The organism is Bordetella petrii, from assembly GCF_000067205.1.
Taxonomy (GTDB): domain Bacteria; phylum Pseudomonadota; class Gammaproteobacteria; order Burkholderiales; family Burkholderiaceae_B; genus Bordetella_A; species Bordetella_A petrii.
This window is the reverse complement of sequence record NC_010170.1, coordinates 3,212,446-3,231,114: the sequence shown is the minus strand read 5'-3', so window position 1 is coordinate 3,231,114 and position 18,669 is coordinate 3,212,446. Positions and strand designations below refer to the sequence as shown.

The following is an 18,669-nucleotide window of genomic DNA, read 5'->3' as shown; positions in this document are numbered from 1 at the left end:
GCCTCCTATTCGCCGCGCTTGCGCAGCTGGGGGTTGAGGGCATCGTTGAGGCCTTCGCCGATGAGGTTGATGGCCAGCACGGTCAGCAGGATGGCCACGCCGGGCCAGACGCTCATCCACCACGCCTCGCGGATCATGGTGCGAGCCGCGCCGATCATGAAGCCCCAGCTCATCAGGTTGCGGTCGCCCAGGCCCAGGAACGACAGCGAAGACTCTGTAAGGATGGCGGTGGCCACCATGAACGAGGCCGACACGATGATGGGAGACATGGCGTTGGGCAGGATCTGCGTGCAAACGATGCGCGAGGGCGTCTGGCCGATGACGATGGCGGCCTGCACGAACTCGCGCTGCTTGAGCGTCATGAATTCAGAACGCACCAGCCGCGCCGCCGGCGGCCACGACACCAGGGCGATGGCGCCCATGATGGAATACACCGAGGGGCTCAGCACCGCCACCAGCACGACCGCCATGGCCAGCTGCGGAATGGTCTGGAAAAACTCGGTGAAGCGCATCAGGGCGTCGTCGATGCGGCCGCCGCAATAGCCTGCCACCGCGCCCACCACGATGCCGAACACCAAGGCCACGCCGGTCGACAGCAGGCCCACCAGCAGCGAGACGCGCGCGCCCCACACCAGGCCGGCGGTAATGTCGCGGCCCAGCATGTCGGTGCCGAACGGGTAGGCCGGGTCGGCGAACGGCTTGATCAGGGGCTCGGCCACCATCATCCAGGGCGATTCGGGATAAAGCAGGGGCGCGGCCAGGGCGATCGCGACCACCACCAGCATCACGAGCAGGCCGGCCACAGCCCCGTAGTTGCGCATGTAGCGCTTGAGGAACGCCTTCATGCCGAGGCCTCCTGGGAGCCCGCCGCAATGCGCGGGTCGATCATCCGGTAGAGCAGGTCGGTCAGCAGGTTGAACACCACCACCATTACCGACGTGACGAGAAAGATGCCCAGCAGCAACTGGTAGTCGCGCTGCAGCAGTGCGTCGAACATCAAGCGCCCGATGCCGGGCCACGCGAATACGGTTTCGGTCAGCACGGCGCCGCCAGCCATCTGGCCGAGCTGGATGCCGGCGAAGGTGACCACCGGCAGCAGGGCGTTGCGCAGCACGTGGGTGCGGATCACGCGGTTCGGGCTGACGCCCTTGGCGCGGGCTGTCTTGACGAAATCCATGCCGATCACTTCCAGCATCGAGGCGCGGGTCAAGCGCACATAGACGGCCATGAAGAAGCAGCCCAGGGTGACGGTGGGCAGGATGAGGTGGGTGGCGATGTCTTGCGCGCGCGCCCAGCCGGTCAGGCCCGCGCCAACGGATTCCATGCCGAAGGCCGGCAACCAGCCCAGCAGTACGGAGAACAGCAGGATGCCCATCAGCGACAGCCAGAACAGCGGCGTGGCGTAGAGCAGCAGCGCGCCGGTCATGACGCTGCTGTCGATCCAGCGGCGCTTGTTGTTGTAGCGGGCCCGCGCGGCGATCACGCCCAGCAGCACGCCGAACACGATCGAGAACAGGAAGGCGCAGGACATCAGCAGGAACGTGGCGGGCAGGCGTTCGAGAATCAGGTCGAGCACCGGCACATGATTACGGTATGAGAATCCCAGGTCGAGCTGGAACACGCCCTTCAGGTATAGCCATAGCTGCACGAGCAGCGGCTGATCCAGGCCGAATTGGGCGCGCAGGCTGGCCACGTAGGTGGCGTCGCCCGTGCCTGCCTGGCCTGCCAGCACTGCGGCAGGGTCGCCAGGCGCAAGGCGGATCATGAAGAAATTGATGATGACCACGCCCAGCACCACCACCAGGGCCTTGCCCAGGCGCGAGATGAAAAAAGACAGGAATTTCATGCAGTGCATCTCCGTCGGAACACCGCGGCCCGGCAGGGCCGCGGGTTGCGGCGGCCTGCCGCGGGCCAGGCCGCGGCAGGCCGGGCGCGCCAGGCGCGCCCGCCTTTATTTCTGGATGTAGACGTCAGAGAACGATTCGTTCAGGCCGATGGCCGTCTGCACCAGGTTCTTGATGTTGCCGCGGTAAAGCGTGGGGAACTCCATGTCGACCAGGAAGCCGTTGGCCACGTCGTTGACCAGAATGGTCTGGATCTTGCTGTAGAGTTCCTGGCGCTTGGCCGGATCGACTTCGGAAGCGGCCGCCGTCCAGAGCTTGTCGGCCTCGGGGTTGTTGTAGCCCTGCACGTTGGCGAAGGGCGAGCCCTTGACCATGTTGGACGCCACGTACAGGCGCTGCACGCCCAGCGCCGGATCGCCGTACTGGTAGGTGTAGTTCAGCGTCAGGTCAAAGTCCCAGTTGCCGGTGCGGCTGGCCCAGCCGCCCGCATCGGTGGCTTCCATGTTGATGTTGAAGCCGAGCTGCTCCATGGATTGCTTGATGTATTCGCCCAGGCGGTCCCACGTGGAACCATATGGCAAGCTCAGGAAGCGCAAGGTGTACGCGCTGGGGTCGACGCCCGACTCCTTGATCAGGGCCCGCGCTTTCTTCATGTCGAAGTCGAGCGATGGCATGTTCTTGTCGTAGAACATCTCCGTGGTCACGAACGGGCTGGTGGCCACCTTGCCCAGGCCGAAGAAGATGTTGTTGACGATGAGCTTGCGGTTGAGCGCCGCCATGATCGCCTGCCGCACCTTCACGTTGTCCAGCGGCGGGGTGCGCATGTTGAGCACCAGGTAGGCCTGGGGCGAGAACATTTCCCAGCCCTGGGTGGTGTATTCGACGTTGGGCAGCGAGCGCAGGCGCTTGACGTCGACGTTGTCGATATCGCCGCCACGCAACACATCGACGTTGCCGCGCTCGAAGGCCACCGCACGGGAAGCCGAGTCGGGAATCACGTTGAACACCAGTTCATCCAGGTAGGGCTGGCCTTGTTTCCAGTAGTTGGGGTTGCGCACCAGCTTGATGTACTCGCCGCGCTTCCATTCCTGGAACATGAACGGGCCGGTGCCCACCGGCTTTTGGTTGGCCGGGTTCTTCATGTAGTCGGTGCCGGCATAGATGTGCTTGGGCATCATCGGCGCAAAGCCCGGCTCGAACATCAGCATGAACGCGGGGAAAGGCGTCTTCAGGCGGATGGTGACGGTGTGGTCGTCGACTTTCTCGACCTTGTCCAGGTAGCGGCCGAGGATCACGCGGGCGCGGGCATGCGTCTTGGGCAGCAGCTCGGACAGCGAGAACACCACGTCGTCGGCGGTGAACGGCTTGCCGTCATGCCACTTCACGCCTTCTTGCAGGTGGAACGTATACGCCATGCCGTCGGGCGCGACTTCCCACGACTTGGCCAGGCCGGGCTGCGGCTTGAGATCGAAAGAGTAGGTCAGCAGGCTTTCGTAGATCTTGCCTGCCACGAACTGGGTGGGCGCCTGCTGGTTAAGCGCGGGAATCAGGATGGGTGGCTCGGGCTGGACGATCATGCGCAGCGTGCCGCCGCGTGTCTGGGCCTGCGCCGTGGCCATGGGTACGGCGGCTATCAGGGCGAGCGCGCCTAGGGACAGTTTGAGGCGTGTTGTCAGTTTCACTGTGGACCTCCGGGCATTGAAGAAAAAGCGGGAGGGACGGTGCCGGACTCCTGTGCAGGCAGCCGCGCCATCCCGCAACTCGGGTGCTACGGGTGGAACAGGTAAAGCACGTTGCGTGGCGCCGCCTCAGGCAGGCCAGGGCGCAATAGCGGCAAGTTGCGGCAAGTCCGGCTGCATGGTTTTCCCCTTGGCATTTCTGTGGACGTTTTCTGCTTGCGCTGAGGTAGCGTATCGAATATTTGGTACTCTCAATAGGTCCAAATCGTTTTTTGTTTCTGGTGCCACTTTGAAAGAACTGATTCTGTCCGAGTGCCTGCTTCAGCGATTGGAACGCCACACCGCCATTCCGCTGTCCCGGCAGATCTACGACATTCTGCGCGGATTGATCCTGGACGGGGACGTGCCGGCCGGTACCAAGCTGCCGGCCACCCGGGCGCTGGCCGCCGACACAGGGTTATCCCGTAATACCGTTCTGCACGCTTACGATCAGCTGCTTGCCGAAGGGTACCTGGTGTCGGCATTCGGGAGTGGCACCTTTGTTTCGGATACTGTGCCAGCCGTGCAGCAGCCACCCGAGGCCGATCGCCCGCCGGGCGCGGCGCTGCCGCCGCAGTTCGCGCTGTCCCGGCGCGGCTCGCAATTGGTGCACGAAGCCTCGGCCTCGGACCGCCAGTGGGGCGCCTTCGTGCCTGGGGTTCCCGACGTGTCGCTGTTTCCGCGGGCAGTGTGGGCGCGCCTGCAGGGCCGGCGCTGGCGGCAGTCGCAGCCCGAGCTGCTGACGTACGCGCATGGGGCCGGCTACCTGCCGTTGCGCCGCGCGCTGGCCGAACACCTGCGGCTGTCGCGCTCGGTGAAATGCGAGGCCGACCAGATCGTGCTGACCAGCGGCATCCACCAGTCGTTGAGCCTGCTGGCGCGGCTGTTGGGCGACCACGGCAATACGGCCTGGATGGAGAACCCGGGCTACTGGGGGGCGCGCTCGACCCTGGCGGCCTGCGGCATTACCCCCATCCCGGTGGCGGTCGACGAAGAAGGCATGGCGCCCAGCGCCCAGCAACTGCGCGATCCGCCGCGTTTCATTTTCGTGACTCCGTCGCATCAGTACCCGCTGGGCATGGTGATGAGCCTGGCGCGGCGGCGCATGCTGCTGGAGTACGCCCACAGCCGCGGCGCATGGATCGTCGAGGACGACTACGACAGCGAGTTCCGTTTCGACGGCCGACCCATCGCCTCGCTGCAGGGGCTGGACCAGCACGACCGGGTGCTGTACCTGGGCACGTTCTCCAAGACCCTGTTCCCGGGTTTCCGGCTTGGCTACATGGTGTTGCCCAAGCCGCTGGCCAGCCATATGGCCACCGGCTTGTCGGAGCTGTATCGCGAGGGGCGCCTGATGGACCAGGCGGTGCTGGCCGACTTCATCGAGGGCGGGCACTATGCCAGCCACATCCGCCGCATGCGGCAGCGCTATTCGGCGCGCCAGGCGCTGCTGCGCGAGGCCATTACCGCGCGGTTCGGCGCCGACTGGCCGATTTCCACCCATGAGGCGGGCCTGCACCTGGTGATGCACTTGCCCGACGGCGCCGACGACCTGGGGATAGCCATCGCCGCCCGCACGCTGGACCTGCATGCGCGGCCGCTGTCCCGCTACTATGCCAATGAACGGGACGCGCGGCCCGGCGTGCTGTTGGGGTACGCTTGCGTGCCCGAAGCGGAGATCCGCCCGTCGTTCGACCGGCTGGTGCAGGTGATTACCCCCGCGCTGGAGCACGTACAACGGTCGCAGCGCCCGCCGGTATACAGCGATAAACTGAACGCGGAGGCGTGGAGCGGCGCCTAGCGGCATCCGTGCCCGCCGCCCGCCGCGCCGGATCAAGCTTGAACCTCAATTGGAGAACATCGGTGGCAGGAAAAAAACACAAGATCGCAGTCATTCCCGGCGACGGGATCGGTAAGGAAGTGGTGCCCGAGGGCCTGCGCGTGCTCGATGCCGCGGCCACCCGCTACGGCATCGACTTCCAGTGGGATCACTTCGACTGGAGCTGCGACTACTACGCCAAGCATGGCCAGATGATGCCCGATGACTGGGCCGAACAGATCGGCAGTCACGAGGCTATTTTCTTCGGCTCGATCGGCTGGCCGGCCACCGTTCCCGACCACGAGGCCCTGTGGGGGTCGCTGTTTCGCTTTCGCCGCGATTTCGACCAATACATCAACCTGCGCCCCGTGCGCTTGATGCCCGGCGTACCCTCGCCCCTGGCCGATCGCAAGCCGGGCGACATTGATTTTTTCATCGTGCGCGAAAACACCGAAGGCGAATACTCGAACAGCGGCGGCCGGCTGTTCGCGGGCACCGAGCGCGAAGTCGTCATCCAGGAAAGCGTGTTCACGCGCGTGGGGGCCGACCGGGTGCTGAAGTTTGCGTTCGACCTGGCGCAAAAGCGCGGCAAGCACCTGACCGCCGCCACCAAGTCCAACGGGATTTCCATTTCCATGCCCTGGTGGGACGAGCGCGTGGCCGACGTGGCCAGCCATTATCCCGACGTTCGCTGGGATAAATACCATATCGACATCCTGTGCGCGCATTTTGTGCAGCACCCCGACTGGTTCGACGTGGTGGTGGCATCGAACCTGTTCGGCGACATTCTTTCCGACCTGGGCCCGGCCTGCACCGGCACGATCGGCATTGCGCCGTCGGCCAACCTGAACCCCGAGCGCAAGTTCCCGTCGCTGTTCGAGCCGGTGCATGGCTCGGCGCCCGACATCTATGGCAAGAATATCGCCAACCCGATCGGGCAGATCTGGAGCGGGGCGCTCATGCTGGATTTCCTGGGTTATCCGCAAGCTTCGCAGGCGGTGGTCGCGGCCATTGAAACCGTGCTGGCCGATGGCCCGCGCACGCGCGACATGAAGGGCACCGCGTCCACGCAGGATGTGGGCAAGGCGATTGCTGAATTGGTGGCCGCAGGCTGATTGCCGGAGGCGCGCGGCAGGCGGTGTCTGGAAGGGAGGTGCCTGACACCCCGAGGGTGTCAGGCACCTGAAATCCATCGCAGGCATTCTGGCCTCAGATGCCTGCGTTTCATTTCAGGCGCCCGCGGATCCTGATGCCTGACGCTGGCGCCCGGTCAGTGCGCGCCGGCGGCCGCTTCAGCCGCGCCGCCGCCCGATGCCGTTTTGTCGCGGCCGTGGGCGAACCACACCAGGCCCGTCAGCAGGATGAAGATCACCCCCGACGCATAAAACACGTCCAGCGCCGACATGGTGAAGGCCTGCGTGTTGATCATGCCGTTCAGGCGCGTGATGGCCTCCTGGTGCGATACCCCCAGGCTGTTCTGCATAGTGGCGATCGCCTGGTCGAACGGCTGGTGGCCGGGGGAGGCGATTTCGGTCAGGCGGGCATGGTGCTGCGCCGCGCGGTTGTCCCACACCGTGGTGGCGATGGAAGTGCCGAACGCCCCGGCGGTCAGCCGCGCGAAATTCGACAGGCCCGATGCGGCCGGAATGCGCCAGGATTCCAGCCCCGACAGCGTGATAGAGGTCAGCGGCACGAAGAACGCCGCCATGGCGGCCCCTTGGATGATGGTGGGGACCATCAGCGTGCGGATGTCGACCTGCGGATTGAAGCCGGCGCGCATGAAGCAGACCAGCGCGAAGATCAGGAACGCGCCGGTGACCAGCATGCGCGCGTCCTGGGTGGCCAGCGCCTTGCCCACGATGGGCGTCAGCAGGATGGCCAGCACGCCTACCGGCGCGGTTACCAGGCCGGCATAGGTGGCGGTGTAGCCCATGTTGCTTTGCAGCCAGAGCGGCAGCAGCACCACGTTCCCAAAGAACACGCCATAGGCCACGGCCAGCGTCAGCGCGCCCACCGTGAAGTTGCGTTCTTTGAAGAGGCGCAGGTCCACCACCGGGTGCGCGTCGGTAAGTTCCCAGATCAGGAAGAACACGAAGGCGACGAGCGCGACCAGGGCCAGGGCCAGGATTACCGGGCTGGCGAACCAGTCGAGTTCCTTGCCCTTGTCGAGCATGATCTGCAACGCGCCCACCCACACGACCAGCAGAGCCAGCCCGACTTTGTCGATGGGAAGTTTACGGATGGCCGACTCGCGGTCGCGGTAGATGCGCCAGCTGATCCACGCCGCCAGCAGACCCACCGGCACGTTGATGTAGAAGATCCACGGCCAGGTGTAGTTGTCGGATATCCATCCGCCCAGCAATGGCCCCGCCACCGGCGCCACCAGCGTGGTCATGGACCACACAGCCAGCGCCATGCCTGCCTTCGATTTGGGAAAGCTGGCCAGCATCAGTGCCTGCGACAGCGGAATCATGGGGCCCGCCACGGCGCCCTGCAGCACGCGGAACGCCAGCAGCGCTTCGAGCGAGGGGGAGAACCCGCACAGCCAGGAGGCCAGTACGAACAACAACGTCGAGGTCAGGAACAGGCGCACCTGGCCGAAGCGCTGGGTCAGCCAGCCTGTCAACGGCACGGTGATGGCGTTGGCTACGGCGAACGACGTGATGACCCAGGTGCCCTGGCTGGTGCTCACGCCCAGGTCACCCGAGATGGTCGGCAGCGACACGTTGGCGATCGAGGTGTCCAGCACGTTCATGAACACCGCGGTCGACAGGGCGATCGAGCCGATGATGCGGGTCGCGCCTTCGAGCGGGGGCGGCGGCGCGGCGCCTGCGGGAGAAGGACGGGACTTGGTGCTCATGATGCCAGGTTGGCCTTGATGATCTTGGCGATCAGCGCGTCAGCCTCGGCCTGCGGATCGGCGAAGGCCTCGGTGGACCAAGCCGGCTCGTGGCGCTGCGGCAGCGGGGCGAGCTCGTCGCCGTCCTGGCTGACGTCGACTTCGACTTCCATCGACAGGCCGACGCGCAGGGGATGCGCCTTCAGTTCTTCGGGATCGAGTTCAATGCGCACAGGCACGCGCTGCACTACCTTGATCCAGTTGCCGGTGGCATTCTGGGCCGGCAGCAGCGCGAAAGCGCTACCCGTGCCCGCGTCCAGGCCCACTACCGTGCCGTGATACGTAACCGAGCTGCCGTACATGTCGGCGACCAGGGTGGCGGACTGGCCGGGGTGCATGCGGCGCAGCTGGCCTTCCTTGAAGTTGGCCTCTACCCACACCTGGTTCAACGGCACCACGTTCATCAGCGTCGCGCCGGGCGCGACACGCTGGCCGACCTGCACGCTGCGGCGCGCGATCAGGCCGTCGACCGGCGCGGGCAGCACCGTGCGCGAACGGGCCAGCCACGCATCGCGCAGCCTGGCCGCGGCCTGCCTCACGTCGGGATGGTCGGCTACCGTGGTGCCATCGGTCAGGGCCTGGTTGGTGGCCAGCCGCGCCTGCGCGGCGGCCAGCGCGGCCTTGGCCTGGGCCAGCCCCGACTGGGCGGACTTCAGGGCGGTCTGGGCGTGCAGCAGTTCTTCGCCGCTGACGCCGCCGGATTTGGCCAGCGCCTGGCGGCGCTTCAAGTCGGCCTGCGCACGGCTCAGGTCGGCCTGGGCGCGTTCGATGTCGGCCTGCCGGACATTCACGTCGGCCGCCAGAGAGTCGTTCTGCGCATACAGCGTGCGCACCTGGCGCACGGTTTGCGCCAGCTGGGCCTCGGCCTGTTGCAGCGCCACGTCGGCGTCGGACGGATCGAGCCGCACCAGCGGCTGGCCAGCGCGCACGTGTTCAGTGTCGCCGGCTTCGATGGCGATGACGGTCCCGGGCACTTGCGGTGTGATCTGCACCAGGTTGCCGTGCACGTAGGCGTCGTCGGTGCTTTCCACGCGGGAACCGAACAATGCCCACCAGATGGCGTACAGGATCGCCAGCAGGATGAAGACGCCGGCGGCGATCAGCAGCAGGCGTTTGCGGGCGGGGTTGGCTACGGGAGTTGCTTTCATGACTTCGTGATCCGGGTCGGTCAATGAGTAGAAGACGGGGCCTGGCCGTCGGCGGCGGCTGGCGGCGTGTAGCCACCGCCCAGCGCATAGGCGAGGTCGGCGTCGAGCTGGTAGGCGCGAAAGCGCAGGTCGGTATCCAGGCGGGCCTGGGTCAGCACGCCGGTCTGGGCCACCAGCACGGTCAGGTAGTTGCCCATGCCCGCGCGGTAGCGCTGCACGGCGAGGTCATAGGCGGCGTCGATGGCCGTGCGGGCCTGGCGCTGCTGGGCCGTTTCGCGGCCGAGCAGGCGCAGCGCATCGAGCGCGTCGGCCACCTGGCGCACCGCGTCGAGCACGTTCTGGTTGTAGTCGGCTACCGCCAGGTCGGCATCGGCGCGCCGGCCGGCCAGGTTGGCGTTGAGCGCGCCGCCATGGAAAATGGGCAGGGTGATGGCGGGGCCGATGCCCAGGGTGCGGCTGCCGGCATCGAGCAGGTTGGCAGTGCCGATGGCTTGGAAGCCGGCGAATGCCACCAGGTTGATGTTGGGGTAGAACTGGGCGCGCGCGGCATCGACATTGTGTCGCGCCGCTTCCGCGCGCCATCGCGCCGCCGTGACGTCGGCGCGATGGCCCAGCAGGTCGAGCGGCACGCTGTCGGGCAGTACGCCGGCCGGCGCGGCCAGCTTTACGGGCTGCAGCTGCTGGCCGCGCGCGGGGCCGGCGCCGGCCAGCGCCGCCACCTGGTTGCGCAGTTGCGCGATGGTGGTTTCGATCTGGGTGAGCTCGACCTTGGCGGTGGCCAGCGACGATTCCGCCTGCTTGACTTCCACCAGGGTGTCCAACCCGGCGTTCTGGCGGCCCTGCGTCAGCTTCAGGACATCTTCGCGTTGCGCCAGGATGCGCTGCAATACGTCATGCTGAGCAAAGGCGTTTTGCAGGTTCAGATAGCTGCGCGTCACCGCGCGCGCCAGCAGGTTGCGTGCGGCCTGGGCGTCGGCCTCGGCCGCGGCCTGCCGTGACACGGCGGCGTCGAGCAGCGAGCGGTTCTTGCCCCAGAAATCGAGTTCGTAGCTGAAGTCGAGCGCCAGGCGGTTGTCGGAGCTGACCCCGCCGGCCAGCGGCGGCTGGTAGATGTAATTCTCGGGCAGGTGCTGGCGGGTCAGGCTGTAGTTTGCATCGACCTGCGGGAATAGCGGCGCCCGGGCGCCGCGCACCGCGGCATTGGCCTGCGCCAGACGAGCCTGCGCCGCCGTCATCGAGGGGTTGCTGGCCAAGGCCTCGGTCATCAGCGTATCGAGCTGAGCGTCGCCGTAGCGGCGCCACCATTGGACGTCGGGCCACGTGACCGACGTGCCTTGTAGTCCAAGCCGGGCTGCATCGAGCTGGGCCACCGGTTCGCTGGTGGGCGCCATCCAGGCGCAACCGCTCAAGACCAGCAACAGCGCCATGGGAATAAGGGTTTTCATCCTGACGTTTTGCTGAAAATTGTTGATCAAACTGTATTTGCCTAGGCAATTAGTAGAGCGCAATCGAGAATACAACATGATTCGTCGGTTCGTGGTCGGCCTGCCCGCAGGGCGCCGTTAGCGTTCGGAAGTGCCCGAGGGCGAGCCGTTGGCCAGCATGCGGCCCAGCAGGTGCTGCAACTGGGCGACTTCGTCGGTAGAAAAGCCGCGCAGATGGTGATTGAGCACCCGGGCGATGTTGGCGGGAATGGCCTTGGCCTTTTCCTGGCCCAGGTCGGTGAGTTCGATCTCGACCACCCGCCGGTCTTCGTGGCTGCGGACCCGGCGCAACAGGCCCTTGGCCTCGAGGCGGTCGAGGGTGCGGGTCATGGCGCCGGTATCGACGCCATGCAGGCGCGCCAGCTCGGCCGGGGTATGGGCGCTGCCGCGCGCCACCATGGCAATGGGCCGCCACTGCATGGCCGTGAGGTCCAGCGGCGCCATTTCGAGATCGAGCATGCGGTTGAGCGAGTTGTACACCTGCTTGATCATGAAGCCGATGTTGTCGTCGGTGCAGCGCGCGGTGCCCCGGTAGTGCACAGGGGTATCGGAAGCGGCGGGCGGGAGGTTGGAGTTCATAGGCCGTATTTTATTGCCTAGGCAAATATTGTCAAGGCAAAACTACGCCTATGCGGCAGACTCAGTGCGTGGCCTTGCGCAGCCCCGACCACACGATGGCGGCCACGATGAGGGCCGCGCCCGCAGCCATGCGCAAGGTCGGCTGCTGGGCGAACAGCAGCCAGGCGAACGCAATTGCGTAGACCGGCTCCAGCGCGATGACCAGGCCCGCGCTGCGGGCATTGAGCCGGGTCAGGCTGGAGACGAACAAGTAGTGCGACAGGCCCGTGCAGAAGACGCCCAGCAATCCCAGCCACAGCCAGTCGAGGGCGGGCAGCGCCGGCAACTGGCTGGTGGCGAAGGGCAGCATCGCCAGCACCACTACGATGTTCTGCCAGCAGGCCACTTGCATCGGGTCGAGACCGGCGGCGGAGCGCCGGTTGGTGAGGGCCAGCAGGGCGAACGACAGGCCCGACAGAATGCCCCAGGCCAGGCCCACGGTGCCCTGGTCGGCGAAGTTGAACGATGGGGTCACCAGCACCAGGCCGGCCGTGACCAGACCCAGCAGCGACCACTCCGCAAGCCGCACGCGCTCGCGGAACAGCACGCCTTCGAGCAGTGTGATGAAGGCGGGAAAGCTGGCGAAACCCAGGGTGGCGATGGCGATGCCGCCGGTTTTGACCGAGATGAAGAAGGTGACCCAGTGCGCGGCCAGCAGGCAGCCGGCCACGATAAGGATGAACAATTGCGCCGGCGTCAGGGCGCTGAACAGTGGCCGGCGCTGCGCCCGCGCGAACCCCGCCAGCGCCACCACGGCGAAGGCCGCCCGGCCCAGGGTGATGACCGTGGCGCTGGCCTGGATCAGTTCGCCGAACACGCCGGTCAGGCCGAACAGCACGGCGGCGAAATGGATGTAGACGAGAGCGCGTTGGCGAGTCATGCGAAAAATGCGGCGGCGGGCGCCGGAAAATATAAAATCATCGCATGAATCGCCCAGCCAGGTCTTGGTCGCCCACCTTCGTGTCTTCCCGTGCTCTCGGTTTCTTCCTGGCGACGCTGGGCGCCGTGCTGTTCGCGGCCAAGGCTATCGTCGTCAAAATCACCTACCGGTACGGCATCGACGCGGTCACGCTGATCGCGTTCCGCATGCTGTTCGCCATGCCATTCTTCGCGGCCGTGGCCTGGCGCGAATCGCGACGGGCGGCGCGCGGCGAATTGCCGGTGCTGAGCCGGCGCGAGCGCGTGCAGCTGGGCCTGCTGGGCCTGCTGGGCTATTACTTTTCCAGTTTTCTCGACTTCCTGGGTCTGCGCTACGTATCGGCCAGCCTCGAGCGGCTCATCCTGTTCCTGTCGCCCACGCTGGTAGTGCTGCTGTCGGCCTGGTGGCTGAAGCGTCCGGTGGCGCCGCGCCAGTGGGTGGCCATGGTGGCGTCTTATCTGGGGGTGATCCTGGTGTTCGCGCAAGACCTGCGGCAGGGCGCGGGTTCCCACGTGGCGCTCGGGGCTTTGTTTATTTTCGGGTCGGCGCTCAGCTATGCTGTGTACCTGATCTGCTCGGGCGAATTGGTCAAGCGGGTGGGGGCTACGCGGCTGGTGGCTTATGCCATGCTGGTGTCCTGCCTGGCCTGCGTCGTGCAGTTCTTTCTGGTTCATCCTCCATCGATGCTGGTGCAGCCAGCCGGCGTCTATGGCTATTCGTTCATCCACGCCACGCTCAATACCGTGGTGCCCGTGTTCATGCTGATGTGGGCAGTGGCCCTGGTGGGGGCGCCCACCGCGTCGCTGCTGGGCATGATGGGACCGGTGTCGGTGCTGTTCCTGGCGGCGTGGCTGCTGGGCGAGCCCATTACCACCTGGCAGCTCGCGGGCACGGCACTGGTGCTGGTGGGCGTGTTCGTGCTCATGGGCGGGCGCAGCCGGGTAGGGGCTGGCGGATGACGCCAGGGCAGGGGTTATCGCGGCACTGCGCCGCATGGCAGTCTAAGAATTCAACACACAAAGGAGGCCGGCATGGCCAGCAATCTCGTCAAGGCAGTCCGTATCGAACAACATGGCGGGCCCGAAGTCCTGAAAATCGTCGACGTCGAAGTCCCGCCGCCGGCTCCCAATGAAGTCACTATCCGCCAGCATGTGGCGGGGCTGAACTTCATCGACATCTACTACCGCACCGGCCTGTATCCCCACCCGCTGCCGCACGGCCTGGGCTTCGAGGCCGCCGGCGTGGTCGAGGCGGTGGGGGCCGACGTGGCCCACCTCAAGAAGGGCGACCGTGTGGCCTATGGGCAAAGCCCTATCGGCGCCTACGCCCAGGCCCGCAACGTGCCGGCTGCCCAGGTCGTCAAGCTGCCCAAGGGCGTGGCCTTCGACGAGGCTGCGGCGCTGATGCTCAAGGGCCTGACCGTGCAGTACCTGTTCCGCCAGACGTACCGGCTGCAGGGCCACGAAACCATCCTGTTCCACGCAGCCGCGGGCGGCGTGGGGCTGATTGCCTGCCAATGGGCCAAGGCGCTGGGCGTGAAGCTGATCGGCACGGTGTCCAGCCCCGAGAAGGCCGAGCTGGCGCGCGCCAACGGCGCCTGGCAGACCATCGACTACTCGCGCGAGAACGTGGTCGAGCGCGTGCTGGAACTGACCGGCGGCAAGAAGGTACCCGTGGTGTATGACGGCGTGGGCAAAGACACCTGGGAAACCTCGCTCGACTGCATTGAGCCGCGCGGGCTGATGGTGAGCTTCGGCAATGCGTCGGGGCCGGTGTCGGGCGTGAACCTGGCCACCCTCAACCAGAAGGGCTGCCTGTACGTGACACGCCCGTCGCTCGGGCTGCACGTGAACACGCAAGAGAAGCTGAATGCGGCTGCCTCCGAGATGTTCGACCTGGTGCTGAAGAAGAAGATCAAGGTGCGCATCGACCAGCGCTACACCCTGGAGCAGGCCGGCGAGGCCCAGACCGCGCTGGCGGCTCGCAAGACCACCGGCGCGACCGTGCTGACGCTGGACTGACCGGCAAAAACAAGGGCAGCCGCATGGGCTGCCCGATGGCTTTCCGGGGGCCGCCCGATAGCGGCCGCCGCGGCCTTATACCACCCGCATGTGCTGCAGGGCAGCGATGCGGGCCTGGATGGGCGGGTGCGAGGCAAAGATGGCGCCCAGCCCGCCCTTGCCGGCAATGCCCGAGGCCTCGAACGACTTGGGCAGCTCGCCCGGTTCCAGGCCGCCCAGACGCGCCAGGGCGCGCATCATGGGTTCGCGCGAGCCCATCAGCTGGGCCGAGCCGGCGTCGGCGCGGTATTCGCGCTGGCGCGAGAACCAGGCCACGATAATCGAGGCAAGCAAGCCGAAGATGATTTCACAGACCAGCACGGTAATGAAATAGCCGGCGCCCACGCCGCGCTCGTTGCGGAACACGGTGCGGTCGATGAAATATCCGACGACGCGCGCCAGGAACACTACGAAGGTATTGACCACGCCCTGGATGAGCGTGAGCGTGATCATGTCGCCATTGGCGATGTGCGCGACTTCGTGGCCCAGCACGGCAGCGACTTCTTCTTCGGTCATGCTGTCGAGCAGTCCGGTGGACACGGCAACCAGCGAGTCGTTCTTGAACGCGCCGGTGGCGAAGGCGTTGGGCGACCCGTCGTAGATGGCGACTTCGGGATGGCCGATGCCGGCGCGGTCGGCCAGCTGGTGCACGGTTTCTACCAGCCAGGCTTCGCGCGAGCCACCCGGGGCGGCGGGGTCGATGACCCGGGCGCCGGTGCTCCATTTGGCCATGGGCTTGCTGATCAGCAGCGAGATGATGGCGCCGGTGAACCCGATGACCACCGACAGAATCAGCAGCGACTGGAAGTTGATGCCCTGGGCCGTGATGTAGCGGTCGACGCCGAGCACGCGCAGCGTAGCCGACAGCACGACCATGACGGCCAGGTTGGTGACAATGAACAGGAAGATGCGTTTCATGCTTTTTGTGATCCTCTGCGAGCAATGAGCGCCTGTTTTGACCGGGCCGGGGCAGGGCGGTTCCCCCCCCGGCCGCAGTAGGCTTTCCGGACCCGGAGTATAGTAGCGCTTTCCCCTATTTTCCTTCTTTTTCTCATCATCTAGACCCCAATGCAGGCTCTTTGGATGTTGGTGGCGTCCGCCATGTTCGCCATGATGGGGTCGTTCGTGAAGCTGGCCACCGAGCACGGCGCTTCATTGCCCCAGATCGTGCTCTTTCGCGGTTTTCCGTCAGTCGTTTTGCTGCTGCTGTGGGCGCGCGCCGGGCGGCAGTCGATCATGCCCACCAGCTGGCGCCTGCACTTGTGGCGCAACGTGGCGGGCGTTACGTCGATGTGGCTGGGTTTTTTCGCCATTTCGCATCTGCCCCTGGCCACCGCTACCAGCCTGAACTACACGGCGCCGCTGTTCATCGCCTGCTGGATGCTGGGCTGGGGCGGGGCGCAGCGCGATCCCGTGCGCATTGCCGCCGTGGCCCTGGGTTTCGCCGGAGTGATCGCGGTACTGCGACCCAGCATCAACCATGACCAGTGGCTGGCCGCGCTGTTTGGCCTGGGGGCCGGTGCGATGTCGGCGGTGGCCATGCTGCAAATCCGCCAGCTGGGCCGCATTGGCGAGCCCGAATGGCGCACGGTGCTTTTTTTCTCGCTGGGCGTCTGCCTGAGCAGCATGGCCGGGCTGGCCATCGAGGGCTGGGGCCATGCCGACCTGCTGGGCTATGCCGCGCTGGTGGGCGTCGGCGTGGCGGGCCTGTTCGGGCAGTTGGCCATGACGCGGGCATTCGGGGTAGGCTCGGCCCTGTTGACGGCCGCGCTGCAGTATTCCACGATCATATTCGCCGCCCTGCTGGGCATGGGCTTCTGGGGCGACCGGCCCGACGCCCTGGCCTGGGCGGGCATGGGCCTGATCATCGCGGCGGGCCTGCTGTCGGTATGGCGCACCATGCGCATGCCGTCCGAGGCTTGAGCGACCCCTCTACAAGGAGCCTGCATGACCATGACGCTGATTTCCGCCGCCGACCTGGCCGAGCGCCTGCAATCGCCCGGCGTGCGCATTTTCGATGTGCGTCACGACCTGGCCGACCACGCGGCCGGACGGCGCGCCTACGAGCAAGGCCATATTCCCGGCGCACGCTACCTTGATCATGAAACCGAGCTGGCCGCGCCGCGCACCGGCAGCAACGGCCGCCACCCGCTGCCGGCGCGCGCCGATCTGGCGGCCCTGATGGCCGGTCATGGCGTACATCCCGACAGCCTGGTGGTGGCGTACGACGCCAGCGGCGGCATGTTCGCCGCGCACCTGTGGTGGATGCTGCGCTGGCTGGGCCACGAGCGCGTGGTGGTGCTGGATGGCGGCTGGCAGGGCTGGCTCGCCGCCGGGCATCCGGTGGATACGGTCACGGTCGCGGCTGAACCGCTTGCCGGCGCCGCGGCTCCGGCTGCCCCGTCGCTGGTCGATACGGTGGACGCCGATGCGGTGCTGGCCAATCTGTCCCGGCCGGCCTTCACCGTGCTCGACGCGCGCGCCGCCAATCGCTACCGTGGCGAGGTTGAACCCATGGATCCGGTGGCTGGGCATATTCCCGGCGCGCTGAATCGCCCCAATGGCGAAAACCTGCAGGCGGACGGCCGCTTCAAGCCGGCCGCGCAGTTGCGCGCCGAGTTTGCCGGCCTGCTGGGCGAGCGCGATCCGCGCACGGTGGTGCACCAGTGCGGCTCGGGCATCACGGCCTGCCACAATCTGCTGGCCATGGAAATCGCCGGGCTGGAGGGCTCGCGCCTGTATCCGGGGTCGTGGAGCGAATGGTGCAGCGACCCGGCCCGGCCGGTGGCGCGCGGCGCCTGAGCCCGCCTTACCCGACGACGGCGGGCTGCCGGCCGGGCGTTGTCTAGCTGGCTGACGGGTTCGCCGCCGTAGGCGCGATGTCCGCCGCAGGGTGCCAGGCTTTGCGGGTGCCTGACGCCAAACTCAGGTGCCAGGCATCGTGCGGCCGAGGCACGCGTGGCGCACAGCGGTGTCAGGCACCTGCGGAGCCCGACACTTGAAGCACTGTGCTTGCGCCGGGCTATTCTTGCATGATGCGGCGATACCACTCATGGAAGTGCTGCATGCCGTCTTCCATGGGCGACTGGTATGGCCCGGCTTCGTCGGCGCCGCGCAGCATCAGGGCTTTGCGGCCCGCGTCCATGCGTTCGGCGATCTCGTCGTCTTCGATGGCGGTTTCCATGTAGGCTGCACGCTGCGCCTCGACGAATTCGCGCTCGAAGGCGACGATTTCTTCGGGGTAGTAGAACTCGACCACGTTGACCGTTTCCTGCGGGCTCTTGGGGTATAGCGTGGACAGCACCAGCACGTGCGGGTACAGCTCGATCATGTGGGTCGGGAAATACGTGACCCACACCGCGCCGAAATCCGGGGCGTCGCCGGCCCGGTAGTCGAGCACGCGATCGTGCCACTGCTTGTAGACCTCGGAGCCGGGCTGGGCCAGCGCCTTGTGCACGCCCACGCGTTGCAGGCTGTACCACTCGGCGAACTCCCAGCTGAGATCGTCGCAGGTGACGAAGCGCCCCAGGCCCGGATGGAACGGGCCGACGTGGTAGTCCTCAAGGTAGACCTCGATGAAGGTCTTCCAGTTGTAGTTGCACTGGTGCACCTCGACGTGATCCAGCACGTAGTCGCCGAAGTCGAACTCGGGCCGCGCAAAGAGCGGGGCCAGGTCGGCTTGCGGATCGCGCGGGCCCTCGAACAGCAGGCCGTGGCAGTCGCGCAGGCGGAAACGCTGCAGGTTCATGCAGGGCGTGGAGTCGAATTGCGGGGCGCCCAGCAGTTCGCCCTGGTTGTTGTAGGTCCAGCGGTGCAGGGGGCAGACGATATTGCCCCCGGTTTCCTTCAGGTTGCCGTGCCCGGCGCCGCTGACATTGCCGGCCTGGCCGCCCAGCATCAGGGCCTGGCGGTGGCGGCAGACGTTCGAGATCAGTTCGACGCCCTGGGCGTTGCGCACCAGCACGCGCCCGCCGTCTTCTTGGGGCAGGGTGCGCCAATCGCCGACTTCAGGCACCAGCTTCTGGTGGCCGATATACAGCGAAGATTGCTTGAAGATGAGTTCTTGCTCGCGCTTGAAGCGGGCTTCGTCAAAATATGCACTGACGGGAAGCTGAGTGCGAGCCGGCACGACATGCGCCATCCGACCAACGTCGGTCATG

General features: G+C 66.3%; 16 protein-coding genes. 6 read left to right on the top strand and 10 right to left on the bottom strand.

Annotated features, from left to right (window positions below):
- Window positions 1–5: 5 nt before the first annotated feature.
- From BPET_RS15600 to BPET_RS15590, 3 genes are all read right to left on the bottom strand, one after another.
- On the bottom strand, window positions 6–845 hold the full coding sequence (locus tag BPET_RS15600) for an ABC transporter permease (protein ID WP_012249986.1): 840 nt from the start codon (window positions 843–845) through the stop codon (window positions 6–8).
- Complete coding sequence (locus BPET_RS15595) at window positions 842–1,855, bottom strand: ABC transporter permease (RefSeq protein WP_041862970.1); 1,014 nt, start codon at window positions 1,853–1,855, stop codon at window positions 842–844. Before BPET_RS15595 ends, BPET_RS15600 begins: the two co-directional genes overlap by 4 nt.
- A 96-nt stretch (window positions 1,856–1,951) precedes the next feature.
- The gene (locus BPET_RS15590; RefSeq protein WP_012249984.1) at window positions 1,952–3,526 is read right to left on the bottom strand and encodes an ABC transporter substrate-binding protein; all 1,575 of its coding nucleotides are present in this window, start codon (window positions 3,524–3,526) and stop codon (window positions 1,952–1,954) included.
- Between the two features lie 286 nt (window positions 3,527–3,812).
- On the opposite strand from BPET_RS15590, the gene pdxR reads away from it, so the two are divergent.
- Window positions 3,813–5,363, top strand: a complete 1,551-nt coding sequence (gene pdxR / locus BPET_RS15585; RefSeq protein ID WP_012249983.1) for a MocR-like pyridoxine biosynthesis transcription factor PdxR — start codon at window positions 3,813–3,815, stop codon at window positions 5,361–5,363.
- Window positions 5,364–5,425: 62 nt separating this feature from the next.
- Window positions 5,426–6,496, top strand: a complete 1,071-nt coding sequence (locus BPET_RS15580; RefSeq protein WP_012249982.1) for a tartrate dehydrogenase — start codon at window positions 5,426–5,428, stop codon at window positions 6,494–6,496.
- 155 nt (window positions 6,497–6,651) lie between these two features.
- Here the strand turns inward: BPET_RS15580 and BPET_RS15575 are convergent, their stop codons facing one another.
- The 5 genes from BPET_RS15575 to BPET_RS15555 all read right to left on the bottom strand — a co-directional run bounded on the left by BPET_RS15575 (window position 6,652) and on the right by BPET_RS15555 (window position 12,410).
- Window positions 6,652–8,241 (bottom strand): DHA2 family efflux MFS transporter permease subunit, encoded by a 1,590-nt coding sequence (locus BPET_RS15575; protein WP_012249981.1) that lies wholly within the window; start codon window positions 8,239–8,241, stop codon window positions 6,652–6,654.
- Window positions 8,238–9,428 (bottom strand): HlyD family secretion protein, encoded by a 1,191-nt coding sequence (locus BPET_RS15570; protein WP_012249980.1) that lies wholly within the window; start codon window positions 9,426–9,428, stop codon window positions 8,238–8,240. The genes BPET_RS15575 and BPET_RS15570 overlap by 4 nt, the downstream gene beginning before the upstream one ends.
- A gap of 20 nt (window positions 9,429–9,448) precedes the next feature.
- On the bottom strand, window positions 9,449–10,873 hold the full coding sequence (locus BPET_RS15565) for an efflux transporter outer membrane subunit (protein ID WP_041864027.1): 1,425 nt from the start codon (window positions 10,871–10,873) through the stop codon (window positions 9,449–9,451).
- A 117-nt stretch (window positions 10,874–10,990) separates the two neighbouring features.
- Window positions 10,991–11,491, bottom strand: coding sequence for a MarR family winged helix-turn-helix transcriptional regulator (locus BPET_RS15560; protein ID WP_012249978.1), 501 nt, complete (start codon window positions 11,489–11,491; stop codon window positions 10,991–10,993).
- Between the two features lie 61 nt (window positions 11,492–11,552).
- On the bottom strand, window positions 11,553–12,410 hold the full coding sequence (locus BPET_RS15555) for a DMT family transporter (protein WP_012249977.1): 858 nt from the start codon (window positions 12,408–12,410) through the stop codon (window positions 11,553–11,555).
- A 44-nt stretch (window positions 12,411–12,454) separates the two neighbouring features.
- Here BPET_RS15555 and BPET_RS15550 point away from each other — a divergent pair, with 44 nt between their 5' ends.
- Window positions 12,455–13,408: a DMT family transporter gene (locus tag BPET_RS15550; RefSeq protein ID WP_012249976.1), complete on the top strand. Its 954-nt coding sequence runs from the start codon at window positions 12,455–12,457 to the stop codon at window positions 13,406–13,408.
- Window positions 13,409–13,480: 72 nt separating this feature from the next.
- Window positions 13,481–14,470 (top strand): quinone oxidoreductase family protein, encoded by a 990-nt coding sequence (locus BPET_RS15545; protein ID WP_012249975.1) that lies wholly within the window; start codon window positions 13,481–13,483, stop codon window positions 14,468–14,470.
- Between the two features lie 75 nt (window positions 14,471–14,545).
- On the opposite strand, the gene htpX is transcribed toward BPET_RS15545, so the two are convergent.
- Window positions 14,546–15,427 carry a protease HtpX gene (gene htpX, locus BPET_RS15540; RefSeq protein WP_012249974.1) on the bottom strand — a complete coding sequence of 294 codons (882 nt, stop codon included), beginning with the start codon at window positions 15,425–15,427 and terminating at the stop codon, window positions 14,546–14,548.
- 150 nt (window positions 15,428–15,577) lie between these two features.
- On the opposite strand from htpX, the gene BPET_RS15535 reads away from it, so the two are divergent.
- Both BPET_RS15535 and BPET_RS15530 read left to right on the top strand, forming a co-directional pair.
- Complete coding sequence (locus BPET_RS15535) at window positions 15,578–16,432, top strand: DMT family transporter (RefSeq protein ID WP_041862968.1); 855 nt, start codon at window positions 15,578–15,580, stop codon at window positions 16,430–16,432.
- Between the two features lie 24 nt (window positions 16,433–16,456).
- Entirely contained in the window at window positions 16,457–17,311 is an 855-nt protein-coding gene (locus BPET_RS15530; protein ID WP_012249972.1) for a sulfurtransferase, read from the top strand.
- A gap of 220 nt (window positions 17,312–17,531) precedes the next feature.
- Here BPET_RS15530 and BPET_RS15525 read toward each other — a convergent pair whose 3' ends face one another.
- The gene (locus BPET_RS15525; RefSeq protein WP_012249971.1) at window positions 17,532–18,668 is read right to left on the bottom strand and encodes an aromatic ring-hydroxylating oxygenase subunit alpha; all 1,137 of its coding nucleotides are present in this window, start codon (window positions 18,666–18,668) and stop codon (window positions 17,532–17,534) included.
- Window position 18,669: the final 1 nt, after the last annotated feature.

Excerpts from the sequence above, each read along its gene's own strand:
- BPET_RS15600 (WP_012249986.1), bottom strand. The coding sequence starts at position 845 with ATGAAGGCGTTCCTCAAGCGCTACATGCGCAACTACGGGGCTGTGGCC.
- BPET_RS15595 (WP_041862970.1), bottom strand. The coding sequence starts at position 1,855 with ATGCACTGCATGAAATTCCTGTCTTTTTTCATCTCGCGCCTGGGCAAG.
- BPET_RS15575 (WP_012249981.1), bottom strand. The coding sequence starts at position 8,241 with ATGAGCACCAAGTCCCGTCCTTCTCCCGCAGGCGCCGCGCCGCCGCCC.
- BPET_RS15570 (WP_012249980.1), bottom strand. The coding sequence starts at position 9,428 with ATGAAAGCAACTCCCGTAGCCAACCCCGCCCGCAAACGCCTGCTGCTG.
- BPET_RS15565 (WP_041864027.1), bottom strand. The coding sequence starts at position 10,873 with ATGAAAACCCTTATTCCCATGGCGCTGTTGCTGGTCTTGAGCGGTTGC.
- BPET_RS15560 (WP_012249978.1), bottom strand. The coding sequence starts at position 11,491 with ATGAACTCCAACCTCCCGCCCGCCGCTTCCGATACCCCTGTGCACTAC.
- BPET_RS15555 (WP_012249977.1), bottom strand. The coding sequence starts at position 12,410 with ATGACTCGCCAACGCGCTCTCGTCTACATCCATTTCGCCGCCGTGCTG.
- BPET_RS15550 (WP_012249976.1), top strand. The coding sequence starts at position 12,455 with ATGAATCGCCCAGCCAGGTCTTGGTCGCCCACCTTCGTGTCTTCCCGT.
- BPET_RS15545 (WP_012249975.1), top strand. The coding sequence starts at position 13,481 with ATGGCCAGCAATCTCGTCAAGGCAGTCCGTATCGAACAACATGGCGGG.
- htpX (WP_012249974.1), bottom strand. The coding sequence starts at position 15,427 with ATGAAACGCATCTTCCTGTTCATTGTCACCAACCTGGCCGTCATGGTC.
- BPET_RS15535 (WP_041862968.1), top strand. The coding sequence starts at position 15,578 with ATGCAGGCTCTTTGGATGTTGGTGGCGTCCGCCATGTTCGCCATGATG.
- BPET_RS15530 (WP_012249972.1), top strand. The coding sequence starts at position 16,457 with ATGACCATGACGCTGATTTCCGCCGCCGACCTGGCCGAGCGCCTGCAA.
- BPET_RS15525 (WP_012249971.1), bottom strand. The coding sequence starts at position 18,668 with ATGACCGACGTTGGTCGGATGGCGCATGTCGTGCCGGCTCGCACTCAG.